The 17,959-nt window shown below is 66.7% G+C and carries 19 protein-coding genes and 2 tRNA genes; 15 read left to right on the forward strand and 6 right to left on the reverse strand.

Annotated elements, in window-relative coordinates; all coding sequences use genetic code 11:
• Positions 1-8 precede the first annotated feature (8 nt).
• Positions 9-2,063 carry a gamma-glutamyltransferase family protein gene (locus AC1DSC_RS02685; protein ID WP_062362338.1) on the reverse strand — a complete coding sequence of 685 codons (2,055 nt, stop codon included), beginning with the start codon at positions 2,061-2,063 and terminating at the stop codon, positions 9-11.
• Between the two features lie 140 nt (positions 2,064-2,203).
• On the opposite strand from AC1DSC_RS02685, the gene uvrC reads away from it, so the two are divergent.
• The 3 genes from uvrC to AC1DSC_RS02700 are packed head-to-tail and all read left to right on the forward strand — an operon-like array spanning position 2,204 to position 5,667.
• Positions 2,204-4,165, forward strand: coding sequence for an excinuclease ABC subunit UvrC (uvrC, locus tag AC1DSC_RS02690; RefSeq protein WP_028256156.1), 1,962 nt, complete (start codon positions 2,204-2,206; stop codon positions 4,163-4,165).
• A gap of 54 nt (positions 4,166-4,219) precedes the next feature.
• Positions 4,220-4,786, forward strand: coding sequence for a CDP-diacylglycerol--glycerol-3-phosphate 3-phosphatidyltransferase (gene pgsA, locus AC1DSC_RS02695; protein ID WP_012746926.1), 567 nt, complete (start codon positions 4,220-4,222; stop codon positions 4,784-4,786).
• Complete coding sequence (locus tag AC1DSC_RS02700; protein ID WP_062362336.1) at positions 4,783-5,667, forward strand: DMT family transporter; 885 nt, start codon at positions 4,783-4,785, stop codon at positions 5,665-5,667. The genes pgsA and AC1DSC_RS02700 overlap by 4 nt, the downstream gene beginning before the upstream one ends.
• An 18-nt stretch (positions 5,668-5,685) precedes the next feature.
• Here the strand turns inward: AC1DSC_RS02700 and AC1DSC_RS02705 are convergent, their stop codons facing one another.
• On the reverse strand, positions 5,686-6,648 hold the full coding sequence (locus tag AC1DSC_RS02705; RefSeq protein WP_020610554.1) for a LysR substrate-binding domain-containing protein: 963 nt from the start codon (positions 6,646-6,648) through the stop codon (positions 5,686-5,688).
• 70 nt (positions 6,649-6,718) lie between these two features.
• Here AC1DSC_RS02705 and AC1DSC_RS02710 point away from each other — a divergent pair, with 70 nt between their 5' ends.
• The 6 genes from AC1DSC_RS02710 (at position 6,719) to AC1DSC_RS02735 (ending at position 12,082) form a co-directional block, all read left to right on the forward strand.
• Positions 6,719-7,633 (forward strand): alpha/beta fold hydrolase, encoded by a 915-nt coding sequence (locus tag AC1DSC_RS02710; RefSeq protein ID WP_062362333.1) that lies wholly within the window; start codon positions 6,719-6,721, stop codon positions 7,631-7,633.
• The gene (locus tag AC1DSC_RS02715; RefSeq protein ID WP_012746930.1) at positions 7,630-8,715 is read left to right on the forward strand and encodes a tartrate dehydrogenase; all 1,086 of its coding nucleotides are present in this window, start codon (positions 7,630-7,632) and stop codon (positions 8,713-8,715) included. The genes AC1DSC_RS02710 and AC1DSC_RS02715 overlap by 4 nt, the downstream gene beginning before the upstream one ends.
• A 215-nt stretch (positions 8,716-8,930) precedes the next feature.
• Positions 8,931-9,203 (forward strand): HU family DNA-binding protein, encoded by a 273-nt coding sequence (locus AC1DSC_RS02720; protein WP_007830705.1) that lies wholly within the window; start codon positions 8,931-8,933, stop codon positions 9,201-9,203.
• A 29-nt stretch (positions 9,204-9,232) separates the two neighbouring features.
• Positions 9,233-9,308, forward strand: a tRNA-Val gene (locus AC1DSC_RS02725).
• A gap of 77 nt (positions 9,309-9,385) precedes the next feature.
• Positions 9,386-11,296 carry a SurA N-terminal domain-containing protein gene (locus tag AC1DSC_RS02730; RefSeq protein ID WP_028256153.1) on the forward strand — a complete coding sequence of 637 codons (1,911 nt, stop codon included), beginning with the start codon at positions 9,386-9,388 and terminating at the stop codon, positions 11,294-11,296.
• A gap of 111 nt (positions 11,297-11,407) precedes the next feature.
• Positions 11,408-12,082, forward strand: a complete 675-nt coding sequence (locus AC1DSC_RS02735; RefSeq protein WP_028256152.1) for a histidine phosphatase family protein — start codon at positions 11,408-11,410, stop codon at positions 12,080-12,082.
• A gap of 21 nt (positions 12,083-12,103) precedes the next feature.
• On the opposite strand, the gene AC1DSC_RS02740 is transcribed toward AC1DSC_RS02735, so the two are convergent.
• From AC1DSC_RS02740 to AC1DSC_RS02750, 3 genes are read right to left on the reverse strand one after another with little or no spacing between them, the layout of a single operon-like run.
• On the reverse strand, positions 12,104-12,436 hold the full coding sequence (locus tag AC1DSC_RS02740) for a hypothetical protein (protein WP_012746933.1): 333 nt from the start codon (positions 12,434-12,436) through the stop codon (positions 12,104-12,106).
• Between the two features lie 21 nt (positions 12,437-12,457).
• Positions 12,458-12,706 (reverse strand): GlsB/YeaQ/YmgE family stress response membrane protein, encoded by a 249-nt coding sequence (locus AC1DSC_RS02745; protein ID WP_012746934.1) that lies wholly within the window; start codon positions 12,704-12,706, stop codon positions 12,458-12,460.
• Positions 12,703-12,864, reverse strand: coding sequence for a hypothetical protein (locus tag AC1DSC_RS02750; protein WP_155247783.1), 162 nt, complete (start codon positions 12,862-12,864; stop codon positions 12,703-12,705). Before AC1DSC_RS02750 ends, AC1DSC_RS02745 begins: the two co-directional genes overlap by 4 nt.
• A gap of 58 nt (positions 12,865-12,922) precedes the next feature.
• Here AC1DSC_RS02750 and AC1DSC_RS02755 point away from each other — a divergent pair, with 58 nt between their 5' ends.
• From AC1DSC_RS02755 to AC1DSC_RS02765, 3 genes are all read left to right on the forward strand, one after another.
• On the forward strand, positions 12,923-13,555 hold the full coding sequence (locus AC1DSC_RS02755; RefSeq protein ID WP_062362158.1) for a YbhB/YbcL family Raf kinase inhibitor-like protein: 633 nt from the start codon (positions 12,923-12,925) through the stop codon (positions 13,553-13,555).
• Positions 13,556-13,630: 75 nt separating this feature from the next.
• Positions 13,631-13,706: transfer RNA gene (locus AC1DSC_RS02760), tRNA-His, on the forward strand.
• Between the two features lie 263 nt (positions 13,707-13,969).
• Positions 13,970-14,314 carry an H-NS histone family protein gene (locus AC1DSC_RS02765; protein ID WP_012746936.1) on the forward strand — a complete coding sequence of 115 codons (345 nt, stop codon included), beginning with the start codon at positions 13,970-13,972 and terminating at the stop codon, positions 14,312-14,314.
• An 85-nt stretch (positions 14,315-14,399) separates the two neighbouring features.
• Here the strand turns inward: AC1DSC_RS02765 and AC1DSC_RS02770 are convergent, their stop codons facing one another.
• Positions 14,400-15,386, reverse strand: a complete 987-nt coding sequence (locus AC1DSC_RS02770) for an NADPH:quinone oxidoreductase family protein (protein ID WP_018903014.1) — start codon at positions 15,384-15,386, stop codon at positions 14,400-14,402.
• A 127-nt stretch (positions 15,387-15,513) separates the two neighbouring features.
• Here AC1DSC_RS02770 and surE point away from each other — a divergent pair, with 127 nt between their 5' ends.
• From surE to AC1DSC_RS02785, 3 genes are read left to right on the forward strand one after another with little or no spacing between them, the layout of a single operon-like run.
• Positions 15,514-16,272, forward strand: coding sequence for a 5'/3'-nucleotidase SurE (surE, locus tag AC1DSC_RS02775; protein ID WP_018903013.1), 759 nt, complete (start codon positions 15,514-15,516; stop codon positions 16,270-16,272).
• 2 nt (positions 16,273-16,274) lie between these two features.
• Positions 16,275-17,048 (forward strand): protein-L-isoaspartate(D-aspartate) O-methyltransferase, encoded by a 774-nt coding sequence (locus AC1DSC_RS02780; protein ID WP_028256149.1) that lies wholly within the window; start codon positions 16,275-16,277, stop codon positions 17,046-17,048.
• Between the two features lie 11 nt (positions 17,049-17,059).
• Positions 17,060-17,956 carry a peptidoglycan DD-metalloendopeptidase family protein gene (locus AC1DSC_RS02785; RefSeq protein ID WP_012746940.1) on the forward strand — a complete coding sequence of 299 codons (897 nt, stop codon included), beginning with the start codon at positions 17,060-17,062 and terminating at the stop codon, positions 17,954-17,956.
• Positions 17,957-17,959 lie beyond the last annotated feature (3 nt).

A 17,959-nucleotide genomic window follows, 5' to 3' on the forward strand; every position in this document is an offset into this window, starting at 1 on the left:
CCTCCCGGTCAGGGCGTGAAGGTGTCTCCCAGCACGATGCCTTCGCGCCGCGGATCGGCGCCGCCGGTGAGCACCGGTTTGCCGCCCACGGTCGTGCGCATGATGGTGCTGATGCCGCTGGACTGCGCCCCGAAGCCCACCGTGTGGCCGAGCGCGCGCAGGCCGGTGATCAGCGGGTCGTTGTTGCCCGAGTCCGACGTGTCGATCGCCGGGTGCTCGCCGCCCACGTTGGTGGTCTTGCTGTTGGAGGCGCCGAAGTCCACCAGCGAGGTGGCCTGCTGCGCATCGAGGCCCCAGTCGAGCGCGCCGACCAGCGTCTTCACCACGTACTGGATGATCGTGCCGCCGCCCGGCGATCCGGTTCCCATCACGAACTCTCCCATGCTGCCGTCGCTGTTCTTCCTGAACACCATCGTGGGCGCCATCGTGCTGCGCGGGCGCTTGCCGGGGGCGACGCGGTTGGCCACCTTCACGCTCGGCGTGACGCTGGTGTCGTCGGGGTTGGAAGCGAAGTCGGTCAGCTGGTTGTTCAGCATGAAGCCCTGGGTCATGTGGAACGAACCGAGCGTGCTCTCGACGGTGGTGGTCATCGTGACGACGTTGCCCTGCTTGTCGACCACGGTGAAGTGCGTCGTGCCGTGCTCCTCGGTCTTGTCGATGCCCAGGGGCACGCTTCCAAGGTCGCCCGGCAGTGCCGTTCCCATGCTCGCCGACAGGCTGATCAGGCTGGCCCGCTTCTGCAGGTAGGGCTTGTTGATCAAGGTGTTGACCGAGCCGCCGGGCAGCGGCACGAAGTCGGTGTCGGCCACGTATTTGTCGCGGTCGGCATAGGCCAGGCGCTCGGCCTCGCTCACCAGGTGCACGCCCATCACGGTCGGCTTGCCGCCTTCGAGGTCGATCGCGGTGGGCTTGTACAGGCCCAGGTTGAAGGTCTCCAGGATGCCCAGCGACTGCACCACCGCAATGCCGCCGGAGGACGGCGGCGACATGCTGCACACGTAGTAGTCGCGGTAGGCGCCGCAGACCGGATCGCGGCGTTTGGCCACGTAGCCGGCCATGTCGGCCATGGTCGTCTTGCCGGGCGTGATGGCCGAACCGTCGGCGGCCGCCGTGATGCCGATCTTGTCGACGATGCCTTGCGCGATGGCGCCGGTGTAGAACGCGTCCGCGCCCTGTGTGGCAATGGTGCCGAGGGTCCTGGCATAGGCCGGATTCTTGAGCCTGGTGCCCAGCGCCTTCGGCGTGCCGTCGTCGTTGAAGAAGTAGGCCGTGGCCTCGGCGTCGCGCTTGAGGCTGGCGGCCGAGCCGGAGATGGCGGCGGCCATGCGCCCGCCGATCGGGAAGCCATCGGCGGCGAGCGTGATGCCGTAGCTGAAGAGGTCTTTCCAGGGCAGCTTGCCATGGTCCCTGTAGGCAATGTCGAGCATGCGCACCGCGCCGGGTGTGCCGATGGAACGGCCGCTCGCACGGGCGCTGGGCTTGGGCGGGTTCTGGTCCGCCACGTCGTCGATCCAGCGCAAGTAGTTCTCGGTTGCCGCTGCCGGCGCCATTTCGCGCCCGTCGTAGGCCTGCAGCTTCCTGGTTGCCGCGTCGTAGTGAAGCATGAACGCGCCGCCGCCCAGGCCGCTGGATTGCGGCTCGACCAGGCCCAGCACGGCCTGCACCGCCACTGCCGCATCGACTGCGCTGCCGCCGGCCTTGAGGACATCGCAGCCCGCGCGCGTGGCGAGCGGATGGTTGGCCACCACCATGTAGTTCTTCGCGTAGACCAGCTTGTGGCCGACGACATAGCCCGAGGCGGGCTCGGGTGCCGCCGGGTCGCCCGGGTCGCCGGAACCCACCACGACCGGCGTGCCGCCGTCGCCGATCAGGCAGCCCTTGTCGGCTTCGGGCGGCGGTGGGGCAGGCCGGTTGGCGTTGGCCGCGTTGATGGCGGCGATCGCCGCGACCAGGGCGGCGTTGTCCTGCGCGCCATTGCCGCCGCCGCCGCAGCCGGCCACCGTCAAGGCCAGCGCGATGGGGGACAGTGCCAGCCAGGCGCCCGTCCGGATGTTTTTCTTCATGAGAGTTCCCCCGAGTAGTCTTGATGAAATGACACAGGCGCTCCTCGCGCGCGTCATCATCAGCACAATTCATTCCAGGCCGATCGGGGTTTCCTCGCAGGCTGGCCCTGCGGCCTGGCGTGCGCGCCACAATAGCCGCCATGTCAGACGTGCATTCCGATCAATTGCTCAGCGAAGTCGCGGCCCTGCCGCAGCTGCCGGGCGTCTACCGCTATTTCGACGCGGCCGGCGCGGTGCTCTACGTGGGCAAGGCGCGCAACCTCAAGAAGCGGGTTGCCAACTATTTCCAGAAGAGCCATGGCGGCACGCGCATCGGCCACATGATCAGCAAGATCGTGCGCATGGAGACCACCGTGGTGCGCTCCGAGGCCGAGGCGCTCTTGCTCGAGAACAATCTCATCAAGACGCTCAAGCCGCGCTACAACATCCTGTTCCGCGACGACAAGAGCTATCCCTACCTGAAGATCGCCTCGCACGAGTTTCCGCGCCTGGCCTACTACCGCGGCGCGGTCGACAAGAAGCACCGCTACTTCGGGCCCTACCCGAGCGCCTGGGCGGTGAAGGAGTCGATCCAGCTGCTGCAGAAGGTGTTCAGGCTGCGCACCTGCGAAGACACGGTGTACGCCAACCGCACACGGCCCTGCCTGCTGTACCAGATCAAGCGCTGCACCGGCCCCTGCGTGGGCTACATCACGCCCGAGGCCTATGCGCAGGACGTGGCCAGCGCCGAGGCCTTCCTGAGGGGCGACACCCAGCTCGTGCTCTCCAAGCTCGAGGCGCGCATGACCGAGCACGCCGAGAAGCTCGAATTCGAACAGGCGGCCGAGCTGCGCAACCAGATGTCGGCGATCTCGCGCGTGCTGCACCAGCAGTCGATCGAGATCGCCTCGGACAAGGACGTCGACATCCTTGCCGTCAAGGTGCAGGGCGGCAAGGCCTGCGTCAACCTGGCGATGGTGCGCGGCGGCCGGCACCTGGGCGACCGCGCCTATTTCCCGGTGCATGTGGAAGACGCCGCGCAGATCCATCATGGCGAGCTCGATGCGGAAGAGGGCGCAGCGCCCGCCGCGGCCGATCCGATCGAGGTGCAGGTGCTCGAGGCCTTCGTTGCCCAGCACTACATCGACGTGCCCGTGCCCGCCACGCTGGTGCTGAGCCACCTGGTGAGCCGCGAGCTGATCGAGGCGATCTCGCAGCAGGCCGGCGCGCGCGTGACGGCGGTGTTCCAGCCGCGCGAGCAGCGCCGCCACTGGCTCGAGATGGCCGAGACCAACGCCGGCCTGCAACTGGCCCGGCTGCTGGCGGAAGAAGGTTCGCAGCAGGCGCGCACCCGTGCGCTGGCCGATGCGCTGGAGCTCGCGCCCGACGATCTCGACAACTTCCGCATCGAATGCTTCGACATCTCGCACACCGCGGGCGAGGCCACGCAGGCCTCGTGCGTGGTGTTCGAGCACCACACGATGCAAAACCGCGAATACCGCCGCTACAACATCGAGGGCATCACGCCCGGCGACGACTACGCCGCGATGCGCCAGGTGCTGCACCGCCGCTATGGCAAGCTGGCCGAGGCCATGGCGGCCGAGACTGAAGCGCTGCCGCCGGGCGACGCCGAGAGCGATGGCGGCGGCGCACCGCCCAAGACCCGGACCGCGCGCATGCCGGAACTGGTGCTGGTCGACGGAGGCAAGGGCCAGGTGTCGATGGCGCGCGAGGTGTTCAGCGAACTGGGCCTGCCGCTGTCGCTCATCGTCGGCGTCGAGAAGGGCGAGGGGCGCAAGGTCGGGCTCGAGGAACTGGTGTTTGCCGATGGCCGCGAGAAGGTCTACCTGGGCAAGGACTCCGCGGCGCTGATGCTGGTGGCGCAGATCCGCGACGAGGCACACCGCTTTGCCATCACCGGCATGCGCGCCAAGCGTGCGAAGGTGCGCGTGGGCGGCAGCCAGCTCGAGGACATTCCGGGCATCGGGCCGAAGCGCCGGGCGCGCTTGCTGCAGCGCTTTGGCGGAATCCGCGGCGTGGCGGCCGCCAGCGTCGAGGACATTGCATCGGTCGAAGGCATTGCGACCGACCTGGCCGAGGAAATCTATCGCGCGCTGCATTGAGGCCGATTGCCCCGGCTTCAGCTTCAGCCTCTCGCGCATGACACAATCGCCCGCATGTTCTGGACCCTCCCGACCATCATGACCTGGACGCGCATCGTCGCGATTCCATTGATCGTTGGTGTGTTCTACCTGCCGATGGCCGAGCCGATGCGCAACCTGATCGCCACGGTCATGTTCATCGTCTTCGCGGCCACCGACTGGCTCGACGGCTTCCTGGCGCGCAAGCTCAACCAGACCTCGGCCTTCGGCGCCTTCCTCGATCCGGTGGCCGACAAGTTCCTGGTCTGCGCCTCGCTGCTGGTGCTGGTGCACCTGAACCGCGCCGACGTGTTCGTGGCGCTGATCATCATCGGCCGCGAGATCGCGATCTCGGCGCTGCGCGAGTGGATGGCTCAGATCGGCGCGAGCAAGAGCGTGGCGGTGCACATGATCGGCAAGGTCAAGACCACCGTGCAGATGGTCGCGATTCCGTTCCTGCTCTATGACGGACGCCTCTTCAAGATCATCGACACCGGCCTCTGGGGCCAGTGGCTGATCTGGATCTCGGCCGTGCTCACGATCTGGTCGATGGTCTATTACCTGCAGAAGGCCATTCCCGAAATCCGGGCCCGCGCCAAATGAGCGTGGCTGCGGCCCGCGGCGCAAGCTGGCTGCGCGCCATGCCGGCGGTGTTCGTGCTGATCTGGAGCACGGGCTTCATCGTTGCGCGCTATGGCATGCCCTATGCGCCGCCGCTCAAGTTCCTGGCTGTGCGCTTTGCCCTTTCTCTCGTGTGCTTCTGCCTCTGGGTCAGGCTTGCGCGGGTCGCCTGGCCGAAGGACCGCGCGCAGTGGGGGCATCTGGCGGTCACCGGCGTCCTGATGCAGGCAGGCTACCTGGGCGGCGTCTGGGCCGCGGTGCATGCGGGCATGGGTGCGGGGCTGGTGGCATTGCTGGTCGGCATCCAGCCGGTGCTGACCGCCGTCTGGCTGTCGTTCAACGGCGGGCGCATTTCGCAGCGCCAATGGGCCGGGCTGGTGCTCGGCTTTGCGGGCCTGGTGCTCGTGGTGTCGCGCAAGTTCGGCCAGGGCAGCGAGGTCAGCGCGTTGACCACGGCGCTTGCGGTGATGGCGCTCCTTGCGATCACGGCGGGCACGCTGTACCAGAAGCGCTTCGTCGCGCCCTGCGACGTGCGCAGCGCGAGCGCCGTGCAGATGGCGGCCGCATTGATCGTGTGCCTGCCCTTTGCGGCCATGGAATCGCAAGGCATCGAATGGAACGCGCATTCGACCGGCGCCATGGCCTGGTCGGTGCTGGTGCTGTCGCTGGGCGGCAGCTCGCTGCTCTACATGCTGATCCAGCGCGGCACGGCCACCGCCGTCACGAGCCTGCTCTATCTGGTGCCGCCGTGCACGGCAGTCATGGCCTGGCTGCTGTTCGCCGAGCCGATCACCCTGGTGACCTTGCTGGGCATCGGGCTTACCGCCGCCGGCGTGAGCCTGGTGGTGCGCAGCGATCGCTGAGCCGCCCTTGCTTTTTCTTCAGCGCGGCGAACCGGCCTTGCCGGGTTTCCAGGGCTCGCCGCGGAACTGTTCGGCCAGGTGGTCGAGCAGCAGCCGCACGCGGCGCGGCGTCTTGGGGCGCCAGGGCGCGATCCAGTGGATGTCGGCATCGGGCATGGCGTAGTGGGGCAGCACCCGCACCAGTTCGCCGGAAGCCAGTTGCGGTGCGATGTCCCACAGGCTGCGCAGCATGATGCCGTGGCCGCTCAGGCACCAGTCGCGCACCATCTCGCCCGAATTGCTCGTGAGCGGACCCTGGACGCGCACGCGCGCCGTGCTGCCGTCGCGCGCATGGCGCAGGGTCCACAGCGCGAACTGGTGCTGGTTGACCTCGCCGTTCTCGCGCGCGACCAGGCAGTCGTGCGCCGCCAGCGCATCGACGGTGGCCGGCAGGCCGCGCCGCTCTATATATGAAGGAGAGGCGGCCAGCACACGCTGGTTGCGCGCAATGCGGCGCGTGACCCAGTCGGCCGCGCGGCGCTGCTGCACGGCCCAGAGCCAGAGCGCGCCGTCATAGCCTTCGGCGCCGAGGTCGGGCAGCCGCTCGGTCAGCAGCAACTCGATCTGCAGCCCGGGATGGCGCGCCTGGAAGCTGGCCAGGGCAGGGCCGAGCCAGCGCCGGCCGAAGCCGAAAGTGGCGGCCAGCCGGATGGTGCCCACCAGCTCGTTCTGCCGCTCGCCGAGCTCGCTTTCGAGCGCCGCAAAGCCTTCGAGCAGCGCCCTCGCGTGCAGGCAGACCGCTTCGCCCTCGGCTGTCACGCTGAGGCGGCGCGTGGTGCGCTCGAACAGCCGCTGGCCCAGCCGCGCCTCGAGCGCACCGAGCCGCTTGGTCACGACCGAGGGCACCACGTCCAGCGTGGCGGAGGCGCCCGCCAGGCTTCCCTGGTCGCGGATGGCCAGCACCAGTTCGAGATCGCCGCGGTCCATCGACAATGGATTCATGCCAGATTGGAAAGTATGAATTGGTTGATTGTTGCTTGATGATCGATGGAGCGCAACGCACAATCGCCGCGTGACTGCTTCTCTCTTCGACTTTCCGAGATTCGACATCGAGCGCAACGGCGTGCGCGTGCATGGCCGCATCGGCGGGCGCGGCGCGCCCCTGCTGCTCTTGCACGGGCATCCGCAGACGCACCTGATCTGGCATCGCGTGGCGCCGGCGCTCGCCGAGCAATTCACGGTGGTGACGGTGGACCTGCGCGGCTATGGCGACTCCGGCCGCCCCGCGGACGATGCCGGCCACGTGGCCTACAGCAAGCGCGAAATGGCGCTCGATGCACTCGCCGCCATGCGCCATCACGGCTTCGAGCGCTTCGGCGTGCTGGCGCACGACCGCGGCGCGCGTGTCGCGCATCGGCTGGCCGCCGACCATGCGGCGGCCGTCGAGCGCATGCTGCTGCTGGACATCGCGCCCACGCTCTCGATGTACCAGAACACCACCGAGGCCTTTGCGCGCGCCTACTGGCACTGGTTCTTCCTGATCCAACCGCCGCCGCTGCCCGAGGCCTTAATCGCCTCCGACCCGGTGCGCTACGTGCGCAGCGTGATGGGCGGGCGCCACGCGGGGCTCGCGCCCTTCGCGCCCGAGGTGCTGGCCGAATACGAGCGCTGCGCCGCCATTCCGGGCACGGCCGAATCGATCTGCGGCGACTACCGCGCGTCCGCCACCATCGATCTGGTGCACGACCGCGCCGACATCGCCGCCGGCCGCAAGCTTGCGCAGCCGCTGCGCGTGCTCTGGGGCGAGCACGGCGCGGTGGGCCGCTGCTTCGATGTGCTCTCGCTCTGGCGCGAATGCGCCATCCAGGTTTCGGGCCGCGCCTTGCCGTGCGGCCACTACGTACCGGAGGAGGCCCCGGGCGAACTGCTCGCCGAGGCGCTCCAGTTTTTCACTTCCCCTCTCCAGCAAGAAGGAACCAGACCATGACCACCCACAGAATCGCAGTCATCGCCGGCGACGGCATCGGCAAGGAAACCATGCCCGAAGGCCTGCGCGTGGTCGATGCCGCGGCGCGCAAGTTCGGCATCGACCTGAAGTTCGACCACTTCGACTTCTCGAGCTGGGACTACTGCGAGAAGCACGGCAAGATGCTGCCCGACAACTGGAAGGACCAGATCGGCGGCCATGATGCCATCTACTTCGGTGCGGTCGGCTGGCCCGAGAAGATTGCCGACCATGTCTCGCTCTGGGGCTCGCTGCTCCTGTTCCGCCGCGAGTTCGACCAGTACATCAACCTGCGCCCCGCGCGCCTGATGCCCGGCATCACGGCACCCGTGGTGCGGCGCGACGGCACGCCGCGCGAGCCCGGCGAGATCGACATGTACATCGTGCGCGAGAACACCGAAGGCGAGTACTCGAGCATCGGCGGGCGCATGTACGAAGGCACGCCGCGCGAGATCGTCGTGCAGGAAACCGTGATGTCGCGCGTGGGCGTCGACCGCGTGCTCAAGTTCGCGTTCGAGCTTGCGCAATCGCGCCCCAAGAAGCACCTGACCAGCGCGACCAAGTCGAACGGCATCTCCATCACCATGCCGTACTGGGACGAGCGCGTGGCCGAAATGGCAAAGAACTATCCGGGCGTGAAGCTTGACAAGTTCCACATCGACATCCTCACGGCCCACTTCGTGCAGCGGCCCGACTTCTTCGACGTGGTGGTGGCCAGCAACCTGTTCGGCGACATCCTGTCCGACCTCGGCCCTGCGTGCACCGGCACCATCGGCATTGCGCCCAGCGCCAACCTCAACCCGGAGCGCACCACGCCCTCGCTGTTCGAGCCGGTGCACGGCTCGGCGCCCGACATCGCGGGCAAGGGCATCGCCAACCCCATCGGACAGATCTGGTGCGGCGCGATGATGCTCGAGTTCCTGGGCCACAAGAACGCGCACGACGCGATCCTTTCCACCATCGAAAAGGTGCTGGCGCCCCAAAGCGGAGCGCCGCGCACGCCCGACATCGGCGGCAAGGCGAGCACCAGCGACCTTGGCAAGGCCATTGCCGAGGCCCTTTGAAATTCGTCTTCAAGAAACGCCCCTAAAATCGCGCGCTCCGCTGTTCTGCACGGCCTCGTGTCGTATTGACACCCTGCAGACCAGTGGTTGTAATCCTCGCTGGCAGCGCGCTGCCGAGGCGTCAGTCCTGCCAGGCTTTTCGAGCCGCGTCATTTCGCGGCCAGCTCGCAGCTGACGAAAGCCGACCAACTTTATTTCTTCTACAAGGGGCCCTTGTGAACAAGACCGAACTGATTGAGCACATCGCAAAGAACGCCGATATTTCCAAGGCAGCCGCCACCCGCGCGCTGGAATCCACCATCGGCGCCATTCGTACCACGCTCAAAAAAGGCGGCTCGGTGTCGCTGGTCGGTTTCGGCACTTTCGCAGTCGGAAAAAGGGCCGCCCGCACCGGCCGCAATCCGCGCACCGGCGACGCGATTAAAATCAAGGCCGCCAAGATTCCGAAGTTCCGTCCGGGCAAGGCGTTGAAAGACGCGCTGAACTAAGACGTAGACTACGGAGAGTATTCCCGGTGGGGTGCTTAGCTCAGCTGGTAGAGCGGCGCCCTTACAAGGCGTAGGTCGGGGGTTCGAGCCCCTCAGCACCCACCACCACCCGATGCAAAGGCGAACACAGGTTCGCCTTTTTTATTGCCGTCCCGACATCCGTCGCAAAAGAGTGTTCAAGCATGTTTGATTTCTTCCGCAAGTACAACAAGATCGTCATGATTTTCTTGTTCTTGCTGATCATTCCCTCGTTCGTCCTCTTTGGCGTGGAGCGCTATCAGGGCTCCGGCGGCGAAGTGAAGGTTGCGCGGGTCGATGGCCAGAACATCACCCGGCCCGAGTGGGATGCGCAGCATCGCCTCGAGACCGACCGCATCCGCCAGCAGTCGCCCAACGTCGATCCAACGCTGCTCGAATCCGACGTGATGCGCTATGCCACGCTGGAGCGCATGGTGCGCGACCGCGTGCTCGCCGCGGCAGCGGCCAAGTCGAACGTGACCATCTCCGAAGAGCGGCTGTCGCGCATCTTCGCGCAGGACACGGGCCTTGCGGCCTTCCGCACGCCGGACGGCAAGTTCGACCGCGAGAGCTTCCAGCGCGTCACCGGCCGCACGCCGGAGCAGTACGAGGCGTCGATGCGCGCCGAACTGGCCACGCAGCAGATGCTGCTGGGCATCACGGGCACGGCCTTCGCGCCGCCCGCGCTGGCTGCGGCAACCATCAACGCCTTCTACGACCGGCGCGAGATCCAGGTCGCGCGCTTCAGCCCCGAGAGCTTCGCGTCCAAGGTGACCGTGAGCGATGCCGACGTGGAGGCCTACTACAAGGCCCACACCGCGCAGTTCCAGGCGCCCGAGCAGGCCAGCATCGAGTACCTGGTGCTCGACCTCGAAGCCGCCAAGAAGAACATCTCGGTGAACGAGGCCGACCTCAAGACCTACTACGAGCAGAACACGGCGCGCTTCGGCACCAAGGAAGAGCGCCGCGCAAGCCACATCCTGATCACCGCGCCGGCCAGCGCACCGGCAGCCGACCGCGCCAAGGCCAAGGCCAAGGCGGAGCAATTGCTTGCCGAAGTGAAGAAGGCGCCCGCCACCTTCGCCGACGTCGCGCGCAAGAATTCGCAGGATCCCGGATCGGCGGAGAAGGGCGGCGACCTCGACTTCGTGACGCGCGGCGCAATGGTCAAGCCTTTCGAGGATGCGCTGTTCGCACTCAAGAAGGGCGACATCAGCGACGTGGTCGAAACCGAGTTCGGCTACCACATCATCCGCCTCGCCGACATCAAGCCGGCCGTGGTGCCGCCGTTCGAGCAGGTGCGCGCCACCATCGAGAACGAAGTCCGTTCGCAGCAGGCGACGCAGGAATTCGCGAAGGCCGCCGAAACCTTCACCGATGCGGTCTACCAGCAGCCCGACAGCCTCAAGCCCGCGGCGGAAAAGCTGAAGCTCACGATCCAGACGGCCAGCAACGTCTCGCGCACGCCGCCGCCGGGCGCCGCCGGCGTGCTCGCGAACCGCAATTTCCTGAACGCGCTGTTCGCGGCCGATTCGCTGGACCGCAAGCAGAACACCGAAGCCATCGAAGTCGGCTCCAACCAGCTCGCGGCGGGCCGCGTGACGCAGTACACGCCCGCGCATCCGATGCCGCTGGCCGAGGTCAAGGACAAGATCCGTGCGCAGCTCATCACCGAGCGCGCCGCGGTCATGGCCAAGGCCGAGGGCGAAGCCAAGCTCGCCGCCTGGACCGCCAAGGCCGACGGCGCCACCTTCGGCGCACCGGTCACGGTGTCGCGCCGCGAAGCGCAGGCCCAGCCCCTTGCCGTCATCGATGCCGCATTGCGCGCCGATGCGTCCAAGCTGCCCGCGCTGGTGGGCGTGGACCTGGGCACGCAAGGCTACGCAGTGGTCCGCGTGACCAAGGTGGTTCCGCGCACGCCGTCGGCGCCCGAACAAACGCAGCAGGAGAACGCGCAGGTCGGCCAGTCGGTGGCTGCGGCGGAAGAAGTTGCGTACTACAACCTGCTGAAGGAACGCTTCAAGGCCGAGATCCTCGTGCCGAAGCCGGCGGAGACGCTGCCGATGGCCCGCTGACCCGGGCTTGTTGCGCGCCGTGTCGCCTCCGGCTCAGTTGCCGGGACGCGACCACGTATTTCGTCGCACGTGGGACAAGCGCAAGGTGCGCTTGTCGCCAGAATCCCGTGCATGGGAACCCTCTATCTCGTGCGCCACGGCCAAGCCAGTTTCGGCGCCGCCGACTATGACAAGCTGAGCGAGCTCGGACACAGGCAGTCCGTGCGCCTTGGCGAATACTGGCGGGAGCGCGGCATGCATTTCGATGCCGTGATCACCGGCACCCTGAAGCGCCATCGCCAGACGTGGGAAGGCATTGCCGAGGGGCTCGGGCTGAAGCGCGACGATGTGCTGGCGTGGCCCGGGCTCAACGAGTACGACAGCGAGGCGGTCATCGCCACCATCCACGAAGGCAAGCTCGAGAAGCCCGACTCGCCCGAGATGTACCGCCACCACTTCCGCCTCTTGCGCGACGGCCTCGGCGCCTGGATGCAGGGCCGGACCCAGCCCGCCGGCATGCCGAGCTATGTCGACTTCCTGGCGGGCGTGACGACGGCGCTCGACCATGTGCGCGGCCGCCACCACGGCGCCAAGGTGCTGGTGGTGTCGAGCGGCGGACCGATCAGCACGGCCGTGGGCCATGTGCTGGGCACGAGCGCCGAGACGACGATCGAACTGAACCTGCGCATCCGGAACACCGCGGTGACGGAGTTTGCCTTCACGCCCAAGCGGCACATGCTCGTCACCTACAACACGCTGCCGCACCTGGACGCTCCGGCCTACGAAGGCTGGGTGACCTACGCCTGAGCGTCTGCAGCAGCGGCTGCATCAGGCCTGCCAGACGCCGTAGCCGCTCTTGCGCAGCGCGATGCCGAGCTCGACCTCCATCGAGCGCGCGTCCTCGTAGCTCATCGGGTTGTAGCGTTCGTAGAGCGCGGGCAGCAGCCTGAGGCCGAAGGCCTGGACGAAGCTGTTGGCCTGGATGCCGGCCTTGTGCTTGTCGAAGCGGATGTCGGGGTCGAGCCCCGTCATTCCGACGTAGACGAAGGGCTTGCCGAGCTGGTAGTCGGGATTGGCGCGCCTGAACCGGCCATGGTTCCAGACGCGGTCATCGAGTTCGACCACGTAGACGTGGTGCTTCGCCCGTGGTTTGCGCGGCATCGATCCGCACTGCCGGCCGGATCAGCTCTTGCGCTTGATCAGGCCGTACAGGATCAGCAGCACGATCGCGCCGAGCACCGAGGCAATGAAGCCCGCCCCCTGGCCCGCGGTGTACCAGCCGAGTGCCTGGCCGACATAGGTCACGATCAGGGAACCCGCCACGCCGATCAGCGTGGTCACGATGAAGCCCGCGGAATCGTCGCCCGGCTTGACGGCCCGCGCCACGAGACCCACGATGAACCCGATCAGGATGGTCCAGACGATGCTCATGAAGAAATTCCTTTGGCGGTGAATTGGAAAGTGGCGGTCACGGCGAAAAGCGCGAACCGTCGAAGCAAGCGGCGCTCATGATAGCGGAGCAGCGCGATCGCCGAAGCCGGCTCGATCACATCGGGCTCGAGTCCGAGAACTTTGGCGCAGACGGCCATGTCGTGGTTGCCGCTGCGTCCTACAGGGTGCTTCGCGGCGCAGCGCTATACCGGGACCATGCTGGAAAAACTGCCTGAAGTCATCGGCCACGCGCTGCAGGGAATGCGCGCGGGGCTGGACAAGATCGTCTTCAATACGCTCGGCATGCGGCAGGGGATGGCGTCGATCGCCTTGAGCAGCGTTGCTTTCGCGGACCACGCGCCCTTGCCGTCGCGCTATACGGCCGATGGCGAGGGCTTGTCGCCGCCGCTGCAGTGGACCGGGCTTCCGGCGGGCACCGAATCGCTGGTGCTGGTGGTCGAGGATGCCGATTCACCCACGCCGAATCCGCTCGTGCATGCGATCGTCGTCGGGCTGCAGCCGGCCGAGGGCAAGCTCGACGAGGCGGCCATTCCGAGCCGGGACAACGCCGGCGCCGCCGGTTTGCGCGTCGGGCGCAATTCCGGGCTGCAGGCCGCCTGGCTGCCTCCCGATCCGCCTCCGGGGCACGGCGCGCACCGCTACGCCTTTCAACTGTTTGCGCTCGACGACACGCCCGCGTTTTCCGCGGCGCCAGGGCGGGACGAGGTGTTCGACGCGCTGCGCGAGCACGCGCTCGCGAGCGGCCTGCTGATCGGCACCTGCGAAAGGCCGGACGGCTCGATCAAGATCAAGAAGACGGCCCCGGCCGGGCCCCTCGCCACGGGTTGAGAAGAATTTCGGGCCCGTTCGCATGCCCCCGTGGCGAAAACCGGGGTTTTTGCCGCTACAATTGAAGGCTCTGCGGTGGCTGTAGCTCAGCTGGTAGAGTCCCAGATTGTGATTCTGGTCGTCGTGGGTTCGAGTCCCATCAGCCACCCCAAAATACCTTTCCCGACTGCTATTGCGCAATAGCGTCCGCGGGAACACAGCGCCGGGCCAGCCCCGGCGTTGTCATTTCCGGCTCCTGCGGCCGGCGCAGCACTCTTCCTTTGGCTTGATAAAAAGCGTCCAAACCGGTGCGTGCTGCATTGTGCGCTGCCGCAGACCCGGCGCGGGGTCCTCAATTTTCACGCGACGGCCTGCTTGTAATAAATTGGAATTGAATTAAAATCCGCCCCGTTTCCAATTTTCAGGAGTCCAACAATGGCTTCGACCCTTGCCGATATCAATTCCCAGATCAAGAAGTACGACGAGCAGATTGCGCAATTGCGCAAGCAGGCCGAAGACCTTCGCAACCAAGAGCGCGCGGGCGTGATTGAAGATGTGCGCCGGAAGATCGCTGAATACGGCCTGACTGCGTCGGACCTGAAACTCAGTGCACGCGGCGGTTCGGTCAAGCGCAGCGCGGGGGTTCCCGCGGTCAAGGCAGCAGCCAAATACCGTGGTCCGACCGGAGAAACCTGGTCTGGCGGCCGCGGCCGCAAGCCGCGTTGGGTCACCGAGGCACTGGCCGCGGGCAAGTCGCTTTCCGAGTTCGAGATCAAGTAAGCGCCGAAGCAGGCCACCCGCCAATAAAAAAGCCCGCATCTGCGGGCTTTTTTATTGGGTGCGAATCCGGGCAAACCCGCAGCGCTCAGTTCACCATCACGAGTTTTCCTTTGACGCCGCGCGATCCCATGTGGGCATAGGCAGCTTTCAATTGTGACATCTGCATCGTGCTGTCGATCACGGGCTTGATCTTTCCCTGTCCGTACCAGTGCGCCAATTCGGCCATCATTTGTGCATTGGCCTTGGGCTCGCGCTTGGCGAAATCGCCCCAGAACACGCCGACCAGGGAAGCGCCTTTCAACAGCGTGAGGTTCAATGGCAGCGACGGAATCGGCCCGGAGGCAAAGCCGACCACCAAATAGCGTCCGCGCCATGCAATCGAGCGAAATGCAGGCTCGGCGAAATCACCACCCACCGGGTCGTAAATGACGTCGGGGCCTTTGCCGTCGGTCGCGGCCTTGATGGCATCGCGAAAGCCGCCTGGAAGCGCATGCGTGGTGTAGTTGATGGTGGCGTCGGCGCCAATGGAGCGGCAGAGTTCGCATTTCTCGTCGGTAGAAGCCGCCGCAATCACTTTGGCGCCTGCCGCCTTTGCGATTTGAATGGCGGCGGTGCCCACGCCGCCTGCCGCGCCGAGCACGAGCACGGTTTCACCGGCCTTGAGCTGCGCGCGGTCCATCAGCGCATGCCACGAGGTGGCATAGATCATGATGAACGCCGCCGCGTCGACATGGCCGAAGCCTTCGGGCAGCGGCATGCACAGCGCCGCCGGTGCCAGCGTGTGGGTTGCGAACCCGCCCGTGCCCGAAAGGCAGGCTACGTTCTGGCCGACCTTCAGATGGGTGACGCCTTCGCCCACCGCCTGGACGACGCCGGCGTATTCCGAACCGGGCACGAAGGGCAGCGGCGGCTTGATCTGGTATTTGTTCTGCACGATCAGCAGATCGGGGAAGTTGAGGCTGGCTGCCCTGATCTCGATCAGCACCTGGCCCGGACCCGGCGCCGGCGTCGGCAGTTCCTTCCAGGTCAGCGCATCGACGCCGGTGGGGTTTTCGCAAAGCCATGCGTGCATGCTCGGGTCTCCTTTGAATCAGTCGTGTGTGGGCAATGATGCGAGGCGATGATAGGGGGCGCGGCAGGGCGCCGTTGTCCCTGCTGCGACGCACGCGGCGCCTACAATCCGGGCACTGAAAAGCACCATGAAGATACTTATTTCCAACGACGATGGTTTTCAGGCGCCGGGCATCGTCGCATTGCACGACGCATTGAAAGACATCGCGGACGTCGAGGTGGTTGCACCCGAGCACAACAACAGCGCCAAGTCCAATGCCCTCACGCTGGCGGCGCCGCTCTACGTGCACAAGGCGCACAACGGTTTTCGCTACGTGACGGGCACGCCGGCCGATTGCGTTCACATCGCGCTCAAGGGGCTGCTCGGCTACCGGCCCGACCTGGTGGTCTCCGGCATCAACAACGGCGCCAACATGGGCGACGACACCATCTACTCCGGCACCGTGGGTGCGGCCATGGAGGCCTATCTGTTCGGCATTCCGGCCATCGCGTTCTCGCAGATCGAGAAGGGCTGGGCGCATGTCGACGCGGCTGCGCAGGTGGCCCGGCGCCTGGTGCAGCAGATCGAACGCGAGCGCATGCTGGATGGCGGCGCCTTCCTGCTCAACGTGAACGTTCCGAACCGGCCGCTCGAGGAGCTCAAGCCGATCCAGGTTTGCCGGCTGGGCCGGCGCCATTCCGCGGAGAAGGTCATCACACAGGAAAGCCCGCGGGGCGAGACGATGTACTGGATTGCAGGTGCCGGTGGCGCCAAGGACAGCGGCGAGGGCACCGACTTCCATGCCACCGCTGCCGGCCACATTGCGCTGACGCCGCTGCAGATCGACCTGACCGACCATGCCAACCTGGGCCAATGGCGCGAGACGGTTGCCCGTCTCGGTAATTGAGCATGGCCACGCAACGGCCTGGATTCCCGGTTCGCCTGACACCCACCGCCTCGGCCGCCACGCGCGGGCGCCTGCCCGCCGTGCCTGCCAAGCCGATGGTGCCTGCCACGCCTTCGATGGCCTCCGACGCCGTGCGGGCGCGCATGGTGCAGAAGCTCGCCGCCCAGGGCATTGCCGATGCGCGCGTGCTGCGCGCGCTGAGCGCGGTCGAGCGGCATCGCTTCGTCGACAGCGCGCTGGTCAACCAGGCCTATGAAGACACGAGCCTGCCGATCGGGCTGGGCCAGACCATCTCCAAGCCGAGCGTGGTGGCCCGCATGATCGAGCTCCTGCTGGGCGCGCCCGCACTGGCCGGCAAGCCGCAGGACCGTCTCGGCCGCGTGCTGGAAATCGGCACTGGCTGCGGCTACCAGGCCGCAGTGCTGAACCACGTGGCCACGGAGGTCTACAGCATCGAGCGCCTGCGCGGACTGCACGAGCGCGCGCGCGCCAACCTGCGGCATTTCCGGCTGGCCACGGTTCACCTGATGCTGGGCGACGGCATGGTCGGCTATGCCAAGGGTGCGCCCTATGCCGGCATCATCGCCGCGGCAGGCGGCGAGGCAGTGCCGCAGGCCTGGATCGAACAACTCGCCGTCGGCGGACGCATCGTGGCGCCCACGCACTCGGCAGGCGGCGGGCAGGCGCTCGTCGTCATCGATAAAACCGCCCGTGGACTCGAGCGCCGCATTCTTGAGGCGGTTCACTTTGTCCCCCTAAAATCGGGCATCGCTTGAAGGAACAACAAATGCAGGGTTTTGGCAATCGGAGTTGGTGCGCTGGTATCACGTTGGCCGTTGTGCTCGTGATCGCGGGCTGCGCCGCACCGCGAGGGCCGGCACCGGTCGAAGACCGGGGCACGATGACGCGTGCGCCCAATGCGGCACCCGGTGGCCCGCTCATCACCACCGACGCGTCGGGCAAGCCGCTTCCAGGCATCGAGAACTATGGCAAGCCGGGCTATTACGCCGTGCGGCCCGGCGACACGATCCGCCGCATCGGCAACGAAACCGGCCAGAGCTGGCAGAACATCGTCCGCTGGAACAATCTTGAAAATCCCGACCTGATCGAAGTCGGACAGGTGCTGCGCGTGGTGCCGCCGGTGGGACCGGGCACCGCCGTTGCAACCGCGCCAGCGTCTTCCTCTTCCGAGGGCGTGGTGACCAAGCCCGTCGCGCCGCCGTCGGCGGTGGTGCCTGCGGCGCCCGCCAGCGCTGCGGTCGGCAAGCCGCCAGTGACGGCGTCGCCGTCGGCGCCCGCAGCAAGCTCGGGCGACGAAGACCTCGGCTGGATCTGGCCGGCGCACGGCACGCTGCTCGCGGGCTTCGACGACGCCAAGAACAAGGGCTTCGACATCGGCGGCAAGGCGGGCGACGCCGTCCTTGCAGCGGCCGATGGCCGCGTGGTCTATGCCGGCGCCGGTTTGCGCGGCTATGGCAACCTGATCATCCTGAAGCACAACAACACCTACCTCACGGCCTACGCGCACAACCAGACGCTGCTCGTGAAGGAAGACCAGTCGGTGCAAAAGGGCCAGAAGATCGCCGAGATGGGCAACAGCGACGCCGACCGGGTCAAGCTGCATTTCGAAATCCGCCGCCAGGGCAAGCCCGTCGACCCGGCGCGCTACTTGCCGAGCCGGTGATGC

It is taken from the genome of Variovorax sp. 01N425, assembly GCF_056399465.1.

Bases quoted from the DNA above. Each gene is read 5' to 3' on its own strand.
- AC1DSC_RS02750 (WP_155247783.1), bottom strand. From the start codon at position 12,864: ATGGCCGTCTGCGCCAAAGTTCTCGGACTCGAGCCCGATGTGATCGAG.
- AC1DSC_RS02685 (WP_062362338.1), bottom strand. From the start codon at position 2,063: ATGAAGAAAAACATCCGGACGGGCGCCTGGCTGGCACTGTCCCCCATC.
- AC1DSC_RS02780 (WP_028256149.1), top strand. From the start codon at position 16,275: ATGGCCACGCAACGGCCTGGATTCCCGGTTCGCCTGACACCCACCGCC.
- AC1DSC_RS02715 (WP_012746930.1), top strand. From the start codon at position 7,630: ATGACCACCCACAGAATCGCAGTCATCGCCGGCGACGGCATCGGCAAG.
- AC1DSC_RS02705 (WP_020610554.1), bottom strand. From the start codon at position 6,648: ATGAATCCATTGTCGATGGACCGCGGCGATCTCGAACTGGTGCTGGCC.
- AC1DSC_RS02700 (WP_062362336.1), top strand. From the start codon at position 4,783: ATGAGCGTGGCTGCGGCCCGCGGCGCAAGCTGGCTGCGCGCCATGCCG.
- AC1DSC_RS02785 (WP_012746940.1), top strand. From the start codon at position 17,060: ATGCAGGGTTTTGGCAATCGGAGTTGGTGCGCTGGTATCACGTTGGCC.
- AC1DSC_RS02755 (WP_062362158.1), top strand. From the start codon at position 12,923: ATGCTGGAAAAACTGCCTGAAGTCATCGGCCACGCGCTGCAGGGAATG.
- AC1DSC_RS02735 (WP_028256152.1), top strand. From the start codon at position 11,408: ATGGGAACCCTCTATCTCGTGCGCCACGGCCAAGCCAGTTTCGGCGCC.
- pgsA (WP_012746926.1), top strand. From the start codon at position 4,220: ATGTTCTGGACCCTCCCGACCATCATGACCTGGACGCGCATCGTCGCG.
- AC1DSC_RS02765 (WP_012746936.1), top strand. From the start codon at position 13,970: ATGGCTTCGACCCTTGCCGATATCAATTCCCAGATCAAGAAGTACGAC.
- AC1DSC_RS02740 (WP_012746933.1), bottom strand. From the start codon at position 12,436: ATGCCGCGCAAACCACGGGCGAAGCACCACGTCTACGTGGTCGAACTC.
- uvrC (WP_028256156.1), top strand. From the start codon at position 2,204: ATGTCAGACGTGCATTCCGATCAATTGCTCAGCGAAGTCGCGGCCCTG.
- AC1DSC_RS02770 (WP_018903014.1), bottom strand. From the start codon at position 15,386: ATGCACGCATGGCTTTGCGAAAACCCCACCGGCGTCGATGCGCTGACC.
- AC1DSC_RS02745 (WP_012746934.1), bottom strand. From the start codon at position 12,706: ATGAGCATCGTCTGGACCATCCTGATCGGGTTCATCGTGGGTCTCGTG.
- AC1DSC_RS02730 (WP_028256153.1), top strand. From the start codon at position 9,386: ATGTTTGATTTCTTCCGCAAGTACAACAAGATCGTCATGATTTTCTTG.
- surE (WP_018903013.1), top strand. From the start codon at position 15,514: ATGAAGATACTTATTTCCAACGACGATGGTTTTCAGGCGCCGGGCATC.